Genomic DNA, 14,338 nt, shown 5'->3' with positions numbered 1-14,338 from the left:
GGCAGAACATGCCTCGGTGAATCTGTGGCTGTTACTTATGGATACTGCGGATAAACCGAACGATGTCACTGAGTTGCTCGTCTGTGAGTGCTGGGTTACCACCCTTGGGCGGCATATCGAGCCCAGTTGTGTTGTTCGAGTCCCAGATTGGACGCCCACTCTTTATGAACTTGATAAGTTCTTCATCAGATTGGGCTACAACAAACTCACTCGTGGCAAGCGGTTTTCCTAACCCTTCCATTCCTTGCCCTTGAGGTCCATGACATGCAGAACATGAAGCGACAAAGAGGTCGTGCCCGACACCAGAGGGGCCTGCAGTCTCAGATGACATATCGCGCGGGATATTCCACGCGTCAACCAACACCGTTGGTTGGTCCATGTCTTGAAGCGAACGGAGATATTGCACAACACTGCGCAAGTCATCGTCGTTTAATGCTTGGTTCCCGCGTGCAGGCATGGCAGCGCCGGTTGTGTTCGCTGGATCGCTGGGTAACCGTCCTTGCGCAATCAGCGTAAACAACTCATCATCAGAATGTTCTTGCACAAACGCACTGTTCCGTAGTGGCTTGCCCAGACGTGCTACACCGTTTGCATCGTTGCCGTGACAAAGTGCGCAGCTCTTTGAGTAGATGTATGCACCTCTGTATATGGCATCGGTATCCAACCCAAGTTCCTGGGCGATTTGCTGGATTCGTAACGACGATACATCGCGAACAGGGGCAGGCTGAGTCACCATGACCAAGAGAAGTATGGATGGTGCAGTAAGCCCTACAAGGAGTGCGTACGCGATCGCGTGCCACTTATACGGATCATCTTTCTTGCTGACTCTGCTAGACACCATGCCTTTACCTCGATTCAAAGACGACGGCAAATACAGATATGTGTATACACTACTCCATTTATGAAGCAAACTGTATCCCGGATCAAAATAGTGGTCAAATAGATACACTATTCTTTTTTATTTTCGGCTGGAAAGTCTGATATTGTCAGGCCTTGGGGTCGCATAGATGATCTGCAAAGCGGTTGATTATTGGTCGTTGTTAACAAGTCCTCGATCGATGTAGACGCAAATGCCTGCTGAATACGCGCAATCTCAGAGTCGAGAAGCTTATGAAGCGCGCAGAGGGTTGTATGTCCTTTGATACCAAGAGGACAACTGGAAATACGTTCGATCTCGGTTTCGGTCGCCCGAAGCACATCGTACACGCTAATAGATGATGGGAGTTTGGCAAGCTGAAAACCACCGCCAGCACCTCGCTGCGCAGTTAGAATGTGGTGTTTCGAAAGCATCCGCAGCACCTTCTGCAAGTACAGCACTGGAACCTTTGTTGCTTCAGAAATCTGACTTGCAGACGTTTGTTCGTTTAAAGTTTGGGCAGCAAGGTAAACGACTGCTCTGAGCGCATATTCAGACGTTTGGCTGATCACTGTGTTGCTCGTTCTTCGTTATTTGTGTACCTAGACATCGATTTTACTGCGGTAGGCAACTCATTTCCACAGAAGACATCGAAATCGAATGGGCTTTCGCAGTCAACTCATACTTGTATATCTCAAGGGCAAACTGCTAATCAATGCACAATCGTGAGTTTTCCATTCAATGTGCCTTAGTGACTTTCAACTCTTCACTCAATGGTGTTTGTGAGAGCTTTGCTGGCGAGTGAGCTCTATGTCTTCTCGCTGCTGGTAAATTTCAGGAACGTGCTTCTGTATCCGTTCGCTTCCCGATTGACGGCAAAGCGAGCGGTTCATCGGCACGGCACTTGAAAAAGGACATTTGTGTCTTCTATTATGCTAGCGATATGTGAACCGTCAGCGGGAGGGCCTCCGATGCCTGCCGAAACTCCAGCCTCCAAGCTATCTGATGCAGAGTCCTTGTCTGCACAAAGACCTCGAAAGCGGATAACCCATGTGGGCCTGCTCGCGATTGCGGTGTCCTTTGCCTGCGGTACATTCGGCGGCGTGGGTACGTTTACCTTTGGGTACGGCGAGGGTGCAGCCTATCTCAGCAACAACCCCGCTTCGTGTGCAAACTGCCATGTGATGCAGGCACACTACGACTCGTGGCTGAAGTCGAGTCATGAGAATGTTGCGACATGCAACGATTGCCATCTGCCGCACCATCCGCTGGGCAAATGGATCACCAAGGCCGACAACGGGTTCTTCCACTCGCTTGCGTTCACCACGGGTGACTTCCACGAACCGATCCAGATCAAACCACGCAATCGCACCGTGACACAGCAAGCTTGCTTGCATTGTCACGGCGAGTACGTCAACCACATGCTCCCGGCCGAGTCTGGCGGCGACATGCTGATGTGCATCCACTGCCATTCGGATGTCGGCCATTCGCAGCGATAACGCGCGATGCACGCACAACAGAGAAGAAAGTGACGCACGCAATGAAACGCACAACACAAGTAGCACCTGATCCAATCGAAGTGAACTCCATGCCGCAACGTCGCGGCGGGGCGCTCGTGCTCTTTCTTGTCTTTGTAATTGCAGTTGTTGCGACGCTGCTGGTGACGTGGGTGCTTGTGACGATGTTCGGGCACAAGCAGGAAGCGCGCAAGCCGTTCATGCGCGTTGCGGAAGTTGATGAGATCACCACCGATCCTGAGCCGTGGGGTCGCAACTGGCCGCACCAGTACGACGGGTACAAAGCAACCGCCGGCTCGAAGTTCTATGGTGGTTCGAGCGCGATGACCGAGAGCAAACTGGAGCAACAGCCGTGGCTGAAGCGCCTGTATGCCGGGTACGCGTTCAGCATAGACTACCGCGAAGCTCGTGGACACGCGTACATGCTCTACGACCAGACAGTGACCGAGCGCGTGACAAAGCGCAGCCAGACCGGCGCATGCCTGCACTGCCACGCGTCGGGCACAGTGATGTACCGCAAGGCAGGACTCGAAGCGATGGGTATGCCAGCAGACGACAAAGCGCTCGCTGCCGACTTCAATATGCTAGCGGTGATCCGTGGGTTTGAAGAAGTCAGCAAAAAGCCATACGCCGAGGTGCTTGCGATGGTGCAGGCAGCGCCCGATGGCACGCCCGGCAACACACAAGCGACCCCCGCAGATGGTGAAGGTGCAACCCATCCGGATATTGGTGGTGCGCATCCGGTCAGTTGCATCGATTGCCACGATCCTGCATCAATGAAGATCCGTGTGACACGCCCCGGGTTTGTGCTCGGTATTGCGGCACTCGCTGAGAGTAACGAACCCGTGCCGCATCTCCCATCGATTGAAAAGTGGCGCACAACCGATCGCGCGGAGCGATACGACCCCAACACACTCGCAAGCCGACAGGAAATGCGTTCGTTTGTGTGTGGGCAGTGCCACGTGGAGTACTACTGCGCAAACAAGGACGTGCTGACATTCCCATGGGGCAACGGGCCCAAGGCGGAACAGCTCGAGTCGTTCTGGGATCAGAAAAAGTTCCCTGACGGATCACCGTTCTTCGACTACAAGCACGGCGAGACGGGCGCACCGGTGTACAAGGTGTGAGCTGTGGAGTCAGGGCGTGCACGCTCGCAGCGGCGTGTCGTGCGCCGACTGCCACATGCCCTACGAGCGTCAGGGCGCGATGAAACTCTCAAGCCATAATGTGCAGAGCCCGCTCGCAACAGTGAACAACTCGTGCCAGCAGTGCCACAACGTGAGTGAGATCGAACTGATCGCGCGTGTCGATACGATCCAGCAGCGCACCGCAGACCTGATGGAGCGCGCAGCAAACGCGATGACAGACATGCTCGATGCGATCATGGAAGCAAAGGCCGATGGCGCAACCGATCTTGAACTGGCAGAAGCGTACGAGCTCCAGCGCAAGGCCATGTGGCGTCTCGATTACATCAGCTCAGAAAACTCGCGAGGATTCCACGCGGACCAGGAAGCGGCACGCATTCTTGGCGAGTCGATCGATTACTCGCGACAGGCACAGGCAGCTGCGATCAGGATTCGCGCACCCGAACCGCCGAGCATCGAGCATTTGCCCGTGACCCCCATCGAGGGTGTGACTCGCAACGCGAGGCAGACCCCGGACCAGCCCAGCCGGAATCTGGAGGCTAAGCGACGAGTTTACAAAAGATGTCGCTGAAAGAGAGGAACTACATAGTTAGATTGCATGATGATCCTGATAACTGATCAGCATCGCTCACCTACGCGGCCTCACTCTGCTCATGCTTTGGTACGAGCACGCTGAAAGGTTCCCTCACCCCGACACTTCGTGCATAGTTACGGAGGCGTTCCATGAGCGCCTTCGTTATCTCACTTCCTTTAGATACAAGCAATACACCCGCTTGAGTCGTTATGTCCTCATCAGCAATCATCTCTGTTGTCAGATCGTCCGCGTTGATCTGCTTTGTGTCGTAGTGCCGCTGATTGTTTAGTGTCATAGCTGAACATACCTGCAAGATGGCGAGCAGGTTGGGGTTATACTCTTTTGATTGTGATTCCATCTTTTCAAGTGTTTCTTGCCGGGATAATCCAGACTGGATATGCGCATCGTAGTCTGTTGCTACCCGAAGCATTTGCGCGCCGATCTCGCACGCACCTTCGGCAGTATTCGGCTTCGGTGTACCACCGGAACCATACGGCTTGAACTGCCCTCCAATCATTCGAGCACAACGATCGAGTCTTGGAATGTGTTCGATTAATCTTTGCCCGTGTTGTGGGTGTGCCCGGTACATTGTTCGTTCAGCATCTGTCGTTCTTTGGCCGGTATGAACCTTTTCAATCAACTCTGGAGGGAGCGTGATGCATCCAATTTGTGACATCATCGCCGCAAGTGTGTATTGCCATTGATTGTCAAGTTGGAGTTCTGTGCATAAAAGTTGCACAATCGGCTTTATCCTGTTTGCTCGCGAGAAAGCACGAGGGCTCACCAGCTCAAGAGCTTCCATGAGGGCGCGGATGCTGCCTACCAAGGTGCGTTGCAGCAGTTCCTTCTCGGCAGTAACCAACTTGTGCTGCTTGATAGCGGCATCGAACGCCGAAGCAAGTAACTCATTCTGGCATGGCTTTGTGAGAAATCGAAACACATCTCCGTCATTAATTGCGTCAATTGCAGTTTGTTGATCGGCGTTCCCAGTGAGCATCATGCATACAGAGTCAGGCGACAACTTTCTCGCAGCACAGATAAACTCTACGCCGTTCATTTCTGGCATTCGCATATCTGTCAGGATTACCGCAAATGGGCCTTGATTCCGAATCGCAGCGAGCCCATCGACTGGCCCGGCTGCTATGGTAATATTATACTTCCGCCCCAAAGATCGCTTGCACGCATCAAGGATGAACGGTTCGTCGTCAACATACAAGATGGCGTTCGGCATTGCATGCTCCAATCACGCGGCAACCCTGGGCACAGCTCTCCACGATGCTAGCTGGTCCGCTAAACCCAGTCGATCGAGGTACGGTTTGTCGATACCTGCGAGCGCTGTATCGTCGTTGTGGGTATCCGAGTTTACAATTGCATTGGCAACATGAACCGCAGTGAGCTCTGAGAAAGTACTAGAGTCATGTCTAGAGGGTGAATGGTGGAAGATCGCTGTATCTACAATGGGATCCGCAAACGCCCAGAGGCAAAGTAGATATCCACCGACTTCGCCATGTGTGGCGCCTATACGGTCGTGCTCAGCTTCCTCAGCAGTTATCGTACCATCACGAGTGATGTCAAGAACCTCGGCGTATTCTTGCGATCGATACGTAGCCAGCACAAGCTTGCCAATATCATGAAGCAGACCTGCAAGAAATGCTCGCTCCACATCCTTCTTCGGATAGCACTCGTGCAAAGCAATCTGCTTTGCAATAGTTGCCACTGCAAGGCTGTGAGAAAAGAGTTGTCTCTCCGAAAACCCTGGCGCCGCTGGTCCTTTGACTTGAGAATAGACCTGCATGGCTATCACGAGTGAGCGGACCGTGTCCATCCCGAGAAGAAGCACAGCCTCTGAGGGCGTAGTAACCTTCCGTGTTAGCCCAAAGAAGGAAGAGTTGACGAGCTGCAGTATCTTTGTCGTTGTGCCAAGATCCTGGCCGATTGCTTCACCGATTTCCTGGGGGGTCGCGTCCTCGCAGTTCAGCTTTGCCAGCAGCTCTTCTTGCAGAGATGACACGCTTGGTAAGGACTCAAGCTCTGTAACCAATCTCCGAAGCTGTTGGTCATTAAATAGCTGTCCAAGCTCACAGGTACGATTGACAGCTGAAACAAGAACATCAAGATCACACGGCTTATGCATAAACTGGTGGATCGGTCCAACGCTTGTAACGATTTCCTCATAGTCTGCTTGACCAGAAAGCACGAGCCTTACCGTGCTCGGATACTCTTGTTGGACTCTGCGGAGCAACTCGCTGCCTGACATAGCTGGCATTCGCATATCTGAAACGATTACATCAAACGGCTTGATAGCCATTTGTTCCAGTGCCTTCTCGCCAGAGTTGACAAAGACCATGTCCCACTCACTGCGATGGGATCGTAGCATTCGACGCAGCCCATTCAGGAGGAACTCCTCGTCGTCAACAAAGAGTACTCGTGTCTTCGTCTCACTCATGCCGCCTCTCTTTCGGTTTGCAATGATTGTTCGATTAATGGAAGTCGGATGTAGAACGTTGTTCCTTCTCCTGGCTCAGAATCAACTTTAATGGTTCCGTTGTGCTTGTTTACAACAACATCATGGGAAATTGACAGTCCCTGCCCTGTTCCACTGCCAACCGCTTTAGTCGTAAAGAATGGGTCGAATATTTTTCGCTGAACTTCATCCGGAATCCCTGTCCCGGTATCCGAAACACAGATTTCTGCCCAGTCGCCATTTCTGCGTGTTGTAACCGTAATCAGACCGTTCGTACTCTGTTCATTCTTATTCGCTTCTGCAATCGCATCAGCAGCATTCACGACAAGATTAAGAATAACTTGATTGATTTCACTCACGAAGCATGGCACTGGCGGGAGAGACTCATCCAGCTGCAAATCAACTTCTGCAACATACTTCCATCGATTCTTGCAGACAGTCACGGTACTCTCTATCGCCTTGTTGAGATCAGCCGGAGACTTCTCGCCGCCGGGATGTGAAAATGACTTCATTGCCTGTACGATCTCTGATACACGCTTCACACCCTCCAATGACTGTGCCATTGCCTTTGGGATTTCATCTTTCAGAAACTCAATATCCAAGTCATCAAGCAACTGCTGTAGCGCCTGGGCACGCTCCTGCCACGGCCTGGCTTCAATAGTGGGATCAAGCTGTTTGGCATACTCGTCAACAATCCTGAATAGCCCTTCGTAGCTTTCGGCAGCGAATCGGGTATTGTCGCCGATGTACTGGATAGGTGTATTGATCTCATGGGCTATGCCCGCGGCGAGTTGTCCGATAGATTCCATTTTCTGGGCGTGAACGAGCTCGTCTTGCAGTTGCTTGCTTCGTTGGATCTCGGCTACCAGTTGCTTCTTCTGTTCTTCGAGCTCGTTCGTCCGTTGGGCTACAACCTCTTCGATCTCTTGATTGGTCGTCTCGACTCCAGCAAGAAACAGCGACATCTCACGCATGTCGCGTGTACTTAGAACGCACGATCGGACGAGAAAACAGTTCTCAAAGACAACCCAGAATGCATGCTCAACAGGTCGCCACGGACTCGCTGTGAGAATTCCAAAGACTGATTCAGGCCAAAATATTCCTCGCGCAAAATGATCCAGTGCGATCACAATCGTCGCGGGCACCAGTACTGTCCAATCTCTGTAGAATGCAAGAAATGCGAGTGAACCAAAGACATGGAAGTGTGTTTCGATCCGACCCCCGCTCAAATGAATGAGCAACGCCGAGAACAGCATCTGAGCGCACGCGATCGTGTGTCTGGTTACAAACTCTCCTGGATGTCTGATTGCGAGATAAACAGGCAAGCTTGCAATTCCGCCGCCGAGCAGGAACGCAGTCCACACATGCACATGGGTGCTACTCATCATCCCAGACCATGTCTGCGGCGAGAGTGTCAGAGCGAGCACCAAACCACCAATGAACTGGCCAATCATAAGTAACGCAAAGAGCCGATCAGTGCGCCGGTAGTTGCGTTGGCGTTGCGTTTCGAATATCTGATTTGCTCGTTCAAGGATCATGACGCATCACTCTCATCGCACTCTGGACATGAATCGGTTTGATCAGAGCCGAAGATATTGCAACCGAAGACGTGTGAGTAGGACGCTGGGATGCTATGTCCACGGCTGAACGCGATTATGCTTTGTGATCCGATATTGTCACCTTCATGGCCACGTCCAGACGTTATTCCCCCTCCGAAGACGAGCGTGCCGTTCTCATCAAATAGAGCACATTCACCAGAAGTTCGCGCTCCAAACTGCTTGATTTGTTCGCCGTCCACATCCGCAATCACACGCACACCAGGGATACTCGAGAAAGAGTCCCACAAATCAGTTCTTTCCCATCCATCTTGCATGATCTCGGGAGCATAAACGAGCACGACAACATCAAGCTCACTCTGTGTGAAACGAACAATCCTCGCGAGTTCCATTGCTGTCGCTCGACTGCATGGACATCGAGGGTGAATCGAAACAACGAGACTTGCGCCCATCTTGTCTCGTTTTAGCGCAACAGCGTCCGGCCACCGTTGAACAAGGGTAGATTCGGTGTGCTCTGGCGAGTTTGAATAGTCCCATAGCACAGCCATTCCGAGGAGGACACCTACAGACCAGACTGCAACAAGCGACCGCAGGAACACCTTTGATGTACGCTTAGCAGGCGAACTTGCAGAGCAATGCCCTGCTTCGGAAATCCACTCGGAGGAGCTTGTGTGAGTCATAAGTTAGTGCCCAGTGAACAATGACTTGAGGTTGATCACTTATCAAATCGCCTAAATCCTCTGTGCTGATCATCAATATCTGGCCATGTCACATGGTGCTAGCTGAAACCCCGCCTGGGCTGCTTTGGATCGGCTAATTTGATTCGACAAGCACCCCAAAGCAGGGTGGATTTGTTCAGATATTCAGTGCGAACTTGGGCAGATTGAGTACCAGCTTCTTCTACATATGTGAACAGAAAATGCAACCCAATCCAAGCATCGTTCCGGTGTGCAAAGGAACAATCGTCACAACTGCAGACAATAAATACTCTGGCACTGACGAGTTGCTTCGACATTCAAGGTGAGTTAGAGCACGCATGTGTCCGGTCAAAGATGCATCAGTAATAGTTGCCTGCATTGACACATACTGTTAGACCTAAAATCTGCTGTAGACCTTGCTGGTCCATTTTCTGAGCTCTCATTATTGGATAGGTGTGTTACCGAGATCAGGGGAGCACTTGATTAGTATTTGGAGCGAAAACTGACTGAGTTCAAATATCGTACGAAGCAACCTGAACTCAATTACAACTATGCTCCGATGACTCTGTCGGAAGCGATAAACTTCTACTGTCTGGCCATTCGAAATCGTTGCTAACCTCTGTGAGCCTGGGCTGGCACGATCCCTCTCAACCCATGCTCTGTTCCCGCACCTTCTCTTTGGAGCAGGTGCGGGCTGTTCTTTGATGAGGATATCGTGGATCAATACACCCCCGGAAGTTGTGTGTGATGGAGTGATAAGCATACAACGTTATCGATTGGCAGCCTCAGTATAAAGAGTAGTTTCACCAAGATCTGTGAACAACGTTATGATTGCAGAGTAAGACGCATACACATGTTGATCAGCTAGTAGTTGCAACCGATAGTACTGTAGCGTATATCCGATATCTGACAAGGTATACCTGTGGGAGTGTGCCAATGAAAGCACTTAAAGAGCCTGTAAGCGCATCACGAGGATGGTCCGCAGATCCGTCGCCAAAAGCTGCATTGGATAACATATTTGGCAATGACAAACTTGACGATGCTTCGCTTGGAATTGTGTTCGCATCTGCTGAGTACAATCTTGCTGAGCTGGGGAGGGCGATTGAACATCGTTTTCCGTGCCCGGTCATTGGATGCTCTACAGCAGGTGAGATCACCTCCTCTGGGTACCAACGGTCGGGAGTTGCGGCTGCTGTACTACGGGGTGTGAAGGCGAACGTTGAAATCATTGACGATACTACATCATTTGATACGGATGACGCGGCGTTGCTCGCCCGAAGGCTTGGAACCCAGGCTTTAGATCACTCAGAAAACGCTGTACTTATCTCGCTCTTTGATGGATTGTGTATGCGAGAAGAGTCGCTATCGTCACAAATATACATGGCCACGGGTGGTGTGCCAATGGTAGGCGGTTCGGCAGGTGACAATCTGGCATTTCACAGAACGAGCATTTATCATTCGGGGGCATTTCATTCTCGGATTGGATCATGTGCGCTTGTTCATGCTCCAAGTGGCATCCGGACATTCATTGGTCATCATTACGAAGACACCGGGCAAGTTCTGGTTGTGACAAAGGCCGAGCCAGAGCAAAGGAGAATAGTTGAGCTCAATGGCATACCAGCTGCAAACGCCTATGCAGCAGCCCTCGGTACTGACTTGGATCGGCTAACCAAGGCTGATGAACTGATGCACCCTCTCATGCTCCGAGCAAGTGATCGTTGGTATGTACGTGGCGTTCAACAACTGTTGGCAGATGGTTCCATCCGCTTGTACTGTGCCATTGATGAGGGTGTCGTGCTCCATGTGGGTCGAGCTGATCGTGCCCATGAGAAACTAGGCACAGATCTCAATGACACTTGTGTTGGACTAAAGCCGAGCTTGGTCCTTATGTTTGATTGCATAACTCGCCGACTTGAAACTGAGCACTTTGCTAGCCAGGACAACTTTGCTTGTGTGGTGTCTCAGTACCCATCAATGGGGTTTAGCACCTACGGAGAGCAGTTCAATGGCGTGCATGTCAATCAGACCGTTACCGGAGTCGTGTTTGGAGAAGCGGCATGACTGCAGAGCTCGTTCGACTGAAGCAGGAGAATGATTCACTCCGGAAAACCGTTGCTGTGCTCACAGAACGGGTTGAAGCAGTGTTTTCGTCACCATCGAACCTGCACGACACGTTCACTCAGAGTATTCTTCTCCAACAGATTGTAGAGCGAAGAACGACCGAGTTAGAAAAGATCACACAAAGCGTTCGAACCGAAGCAGAGTATAGGCGCAAAGCAGAAGAGTCGATGCGACAGGAGAGGCGACTTCTGCAAAGTGTGCTCTCTCATATTCCGTATCTGGTATCCTGGAAAGATAAATCGTGTGTGTTTCAAGGATGCAATGCACCCTTTGCTCAAAGTATTGGGATAGCATCGTCGAACGACGTTGTGGGTCTTACCAATGCAGATGTTCTATTGCTGTCGAAGAGCCATTCAAGCAGGGACGACATTGAACAACGAGTTATTGAAACTGGCATTGCAGAAGTTGACTTTGAAGAACAATCCAGCAACTCTGAGAGTCAATGCACAACATTGCTCACGAGCATCGTGCCAATGCGTGATGAAAATGGCGACATCACTGGCACTTTGACGATTTCGGCAGATATTACGGAGAGAAAGAGACTAGAAAATCAACTGGTCCAAGCACAAAAGCTGGAATCAATTGGACAGCTTGCCGCAGGTATTGCACATGAGATCAATACACCGGCTCAGTATGTCGGTGACAACATTCGGTTTATCCAAGGCGAGTTCAGCAATCTCCTTGATGTGATTGACAAATATGCCGCACAACTTGATCGTAGCGGTAACTCTCGTAGTTGGGAAGATCGGTCGAATGATATCCGCCAAACACTTGAAGAGCTGGACTATGAGTTTCTTCGCGAAGAGATCCCAAACGCATTGGACCAATCAATTGAAGGAGTGAGCCGTATTGCTCATATTGTCAGGGCAATGAAGGATTTTTCACATCCTGGTTCGGCATCAAAGGTGCCATCTGACCTTAATAAGGCGATAGAATCAACAACCACGGTATGTAGCAACCGATGGAAGTATGTTGCAGATCTTGCACTTGAACTCGATCCGAATCTGCCTCCTGTGCCGTGCTTGCTCAGTGAGTTCAACCAGGTCATGCTCAATCTTATTGTGAATGCTGCCGATGCGATCGAAACCAATCGCCAACACGAACTGGAGAAAGGCAGCATTACAATCAGATCCAAGCTTGACGGGGGCAGTGCTGTCATAGAAGTTACTGACACGGGCGGTGGTATGCCAGAAGAAGTGCAATGCAGAATCTTCGATCCGTTCTTCACTACCAAGAAAGTCGGGAAGGGGACTGGACAGGGCCTTGCAATTAGTAGAGACGTGATCGTTGAAAAACATGGAGGTCAACTTGAATGCCGTGTCCAGCCAAAGATTGGTACTACATTCTGTATTCGTTTGCCGCTAACGAGTTCACATAAGGACGCTGCGTAGTTTACAGTGAGTTCAAGAAACCGTTGGTGACCTATCCGAATAGTATGTTCACGCTGCTTTTCGAAGGTACAAACGAAGTAAACCATCCAAGCGATCACTGCCACCTTATTCTGTGGATGGTTCAAACTCTGATGGTGATGGTGTGCCGACTCGCAGATTGCCTAAGCCCTGATGAGGACACTCTGCGTTGCAGTGACCTTCCACTTGAATGTGATCCACTGGATTGTTTGGCTCTGGGCGCGAACTCAGGAAGACTTGTTGCATCAAGGATGTGCCTTGCCAAGGTCCATATAATGATTAATCAGTATTGATTGAAGAATTTCTCTTTCAATTCGGCCTATACCGGCCATATGCGACCGATCCGACTACTAGTACCGATTGCGAGTGCAGGAGACGCGGTGGATGAATATCACGACGAAATTCTGTGTTGTTGCAGCTGTTCCGTTGACAGCACTGTCTGTTTTCGCTTTCCAATCGGTCGAGCGCAATCGATCAACGTATTGCGAGATGTCACAGATTGATGACGTAGTAGTACTCTGCGACCTTGTTGGTTCTGCCATTCATGAATCCCAAAAAGAGCGCGGGATGACCGCTGGATTTATTGGATCCGGTGGCAAGAGTTTCGCATCTGACATCGACGATCAACGGAACAAGGTCGATGGCGCATACGACGCGCTTCGAGGTGGATATGCCGAGATTGGACGTGACAATCTGCCCGAGGTATTCACGACGCACGTTGACGCGATGCTCCATGACGCAGAAGGGTTGAATACGATTCGTTCTCGTGTGACGTCACTGTCCATCCCCGCACCGGATGCGATCGGATATTTCTCAAGCATGATCGGCAATGGTCTAAACGCGGTCGCGAGAACGAGTTCCGTGACGACCGACAGTTGGATGACTGAAGCAATAACCTCGCACTGCGCACTGTTGGAGATGAAGGAGCGTGCCGGTGTGGAGCGTGCAGTACTCAGCGGAGCATTCGCGGCGGACGAGTTTCGCCCGGGGATGTACGAGAAGTGGCTTACTATCCGAGCTGGTTTGAGCGCATATGAGAGCGAGTTTCGCGAGCGTGCTGACGCATTGCTCAACTCGATGCTCGACTCGGACGACTCAAAGGCAATGTTTGCCGAAGTGGATTCATTCCGATTCAGTGCGCGCGAGCACGCGCACTCGGGCGGTTTCGGCATGGTGTAGGGTCCAAATACTCGATTCAGCCTTTCACCAACAGTGAAATCTGCGTTTCTACTTTGAAATCGCGGATGTGGTCGGCAAAAAGTTCAACTGGCGTTCTATCCAAATATTGAATTCAAACTTTCACGAGTCGTGAAATTTGCGTTTCTGCACTGAAATCGCGGATGCGGTTGGTGAAAAGTTCAACTGGTGTCCTGTCACCTCGATTTAGTTTTGCTTGCGATCTTTGTAAGTGCTTGTGTATCAATAGCTTGTAAATAGTTCGATCCTGTCCTCTCACCCCATGCTTTCTAGAGTTGTGTTTGAACTACGAATAACTCCACACAATATTGTGTCGTACAAAAATGCTAGATTTGGCAGCGAGTGAGCTACGAGTTGCGTTTGGAATTATTCCGACACGTGGATTGTCGAGCTGAGACAGTGTTCACTAGTGCTTTTATTTGTTTCAAACGTTGCTTCCAGTATTTGAAAGCACAATTTTGGGTTTATTAACCTCATTTCCGAAGCAAAGTCCAGTGAATTGAGTATTTGGATGGCACAGGAGTCAGGATGCAGCACACTTCACGCAATGTTCTCCGACCAAGCCGTTTCGCTCGAACCGCAAGTCGCCTGCGCTGCTTATCGGTGAACCTGAGCCGACGCTTCCCAAACTGCTCTCTCAGGATTCGATTTTCTTCACGCAGATACTCGATCGCCAACTGCTGCTGCTCGTTGAGCAGACCTGCAACGATCACTGCGAGCATCTGCCAGGGCTTGACCATCTGATTCATGCTGCAGCGTATCAATGGCACTCAGAATCAGCATCTGAGCCTAGAATCATGA

Annotated in this window: 10 protein-coding genes and 1 pseudogene; 5 read left to right on the top strand and 6 right to left on the bottom strand. The window is 50.8% G+C overall.

Annotated elements, in window-relative coordinates:
- Window positions 1–31: 31 nt before the first annotated feature.
- Window positions 32–841 (bottom strand): c-type cytochrome, encoded by an 810-nt coding sequence (locus tag H6815_00145; GenBank protein ID MCB9858837.1) that lies wholly within the window; start codon window positions 839–841, stop codon window positions 32–34.
- A gap of 107 nt (window positions 842–948) precedes the next feature.
- Window positions 949–1,428 carry an Rrf2 family transcriptional regulator gene (locus tag H6815_00140; protein ID MCB9858836.1) on the bottom strand — a complete coding sequence of 160 codons (480 nt, stop codon included), beginning with the start codon at window positions 1,426–1,428 and terminating at the stop codon, window positions 949–951.
- Between the two features lie 399 nt (window positions 1,429–1,827).
- Here H6815_00140 and nrfH point away from each other — a divergent pair, with 399 nt between their 5' ends.
- The gene (gene nrfH, locus H6815_00135; GenBank protein MCB9858835.1) at window positions 1,828–2,355 is read left to right on the top strand and encodes a cytochrome c nitrite reductase small subunit; all 528 of its coding nucleotides are present in this window, start codon (window positions 1,828–1,830) and stop codon (window positions 2,353–2,355) included.
- Between the two features lie 89 nt (window positions 2,356–2,444).
- Window positions 2,445–4,089 (top strand): annotated as a pseudogene (locus H6815_00130) (ammonia-forming cytochrome c nitrite reductase subunit c552).
- Between the two features lie 61 nt (window positions 4,090–4,150).
- On the opposite strand, the gene H6815_00125 reads toward H6815_00130, so the two are convergent.
- The 3 genes from H6815_00125 to H6815_00115 are packed head-to-tail and all read right to left on the bottom strand — an operon-like array spanning window position 4,151 to window position 7,521.
- Entirely contained in the window at window positions 4,151–5,323 is a 1,173-nt protein-coding gene (locus tag H6815_00125) for a response regulator (GenBank protein ID MCB9858834.1), read from the bottom strand.
- Between the two features lie 12 nt (window positions 5,324–5,335).
- Window positions 5,336–6,538: an HDOD domain-containing protein gene (locus tag H6815_00120; protein ID MCB9858833.1), complete on the bottom strand. Its 1,203-nt coding sequence runs from the start codon at window positions 6,536–6,538 to the stop codon at window positions 5,336–5,338.
- Complete coding sequence (locus H6815_00115; protein ID MCB9858832.1) at window positions 6,535–7,521, bottom strand: ATP-binding protein; 987 nt, start codon at window positions 7,519–7,521, stop codon at window positions 6,535–6,537. Before H6815_00115 ends, H6815_00120 begins: the two co-directional genes overlap by 4 nt.
- Window positions 7,522–9,746: 2,225 nt before the next feature.
- Between H6815_00115 and H6815_00110 the strand changes: the two genes are divergently transcribed.
- From H6815_00110 to H6815_00100, 3 genes are all read left to right on the top strand, one after another.
- Window positions 9,747–10,871, top strand: a complete 1,125-nt coding sequence (locus H6815_00110; protein MCB9858831.1) for an FIST C-terminal domain-containing protein — start codon at window positions 9,747–9,749, stop codon at window positions 10,869–10,871.
- Window positions 10,868–12,322 carry a PAS domain-containing protein gene (locus H6815_00105; protein ID MCB9858830.1) on the top strand — a complete coding sequence of 485 codons (1,455 nt, stop codon included), beginning with the start codon at window positions 10,868–10,870 and terminating at the stop codon, window positions 12,320–12,322. The genes H6815_00110 and H6815_00105 overlap by 4 nt, the downstream gene beginning before the upstream one ends.
- A 507-nt stretch (window positions 12,323–12,829) precedes the next feature.
- Complete coding sequence (locus H6815_00100) at window positions 12,830–13,519, top strand: nitrate- and nitrite sensing domain-containing protein (protein ID MCB9858829.1); 690 nt, start codon at window positions 12,830–12,832, stop codon at window positions 13,517–13,519.
- Window positions 13,520–14,010: 491 nt separating this feature from the next.
- On the opposite strand, the gene H6815_00095 is transcribed toward H6815_00100, so the two are convergent.
- A complete protein-coding gene (locus tag H6815_00095) occupies window positions 14,011–14,286 on the bottom strand; it encodes a hypothetical protein (protein ID MCB9858828.1) in 276 nt (91 codons plus the stop codon).
- Window positions 14,287–14,338 lie beyond the last annotated feature (52 nt).

The sequence above is a fragment of the Phycisphaeraceae bacterium genome, assembly GCA_020639155.1.
Classification (GTDB): domain Bacteria; phylum Planctomycetota; class Phycisphaerae; order Phycisphaerales; family UBA1924; genus JACKHF01.
Note: the sequence above shows the minus strand (reverse complement) of the source record. Positions and strands in the feature narration are given on the sequence as shown.

What these genes read in the sequence shown, in the direction of transcription:
- H6815_00145 (MCB9858837.1), bottom strand. Translation starts at nt 841, where the DNA reads ATGGTGTCTAGCAGAGTCAGCAAGAAAGATGATCCGTATAAGTGGCAC.
- nrfH (MCB9858835.1), top strand. Translation starts at nt 1,828, where the DNA reads ATGCCTGCCGAAACTCCAGCCTCCAAGCTATCTGATGCAGAGTCCTTG.
- H6815_00125 (MCB9858834.1), bottom strand. Translation starts at nt 5,323, where the DNA reads ATGCCGAACGCCATCTTGTATGTTGACGACGAACCGTTCATCCTTGAT.
- H6815_00120 (MCB9858833.1), bottom strand. Translation starts at nt 6,538, where the DNA reads ATGAGTGAGACGAAGACACGAGTACTCTTTGTTGACGACGAGGAGTTC.
- H6815_00115 (MCB9858832.1), bottom strand. Translation starts at nt 7,521, where the DNA reads ATGTCGCTGTTTCTTGCTGGAGTCGAGACGACCAATCAAGAGATCGAA.
- H6815_00110 (MCB9858831.1), top strand. Translation starts at nt 9,747, where the DNA reads ATGAAAGCACTTAAAGAGCCTGTAAGCGCATCACGAGGATGGTCCGCA.
- H6815_00105 (MCB9858830.1), top strand. Translation starts at nt 10,868, where the DNA reads ATGACTGCAGAGCTCGTTCGACTGAAGCAGGAGAATGATTCACTCCGG.
- H6815_00100 (MCB9858829.1), top strand. Translation starts at nt 12,830, where the DNA reads ATGTCACAGATTGATGACGTAGTAGTACTCTGCGACCTTGTTGGTTCT.
- H6815_00095 (MCB9858828.1), bottom strand. Translation starts at nt 14,286, where the DNA reads ATGAATCAGATGGTCAAGCCCTGGCAGATGCTCGCAGTGATCGTTGCA.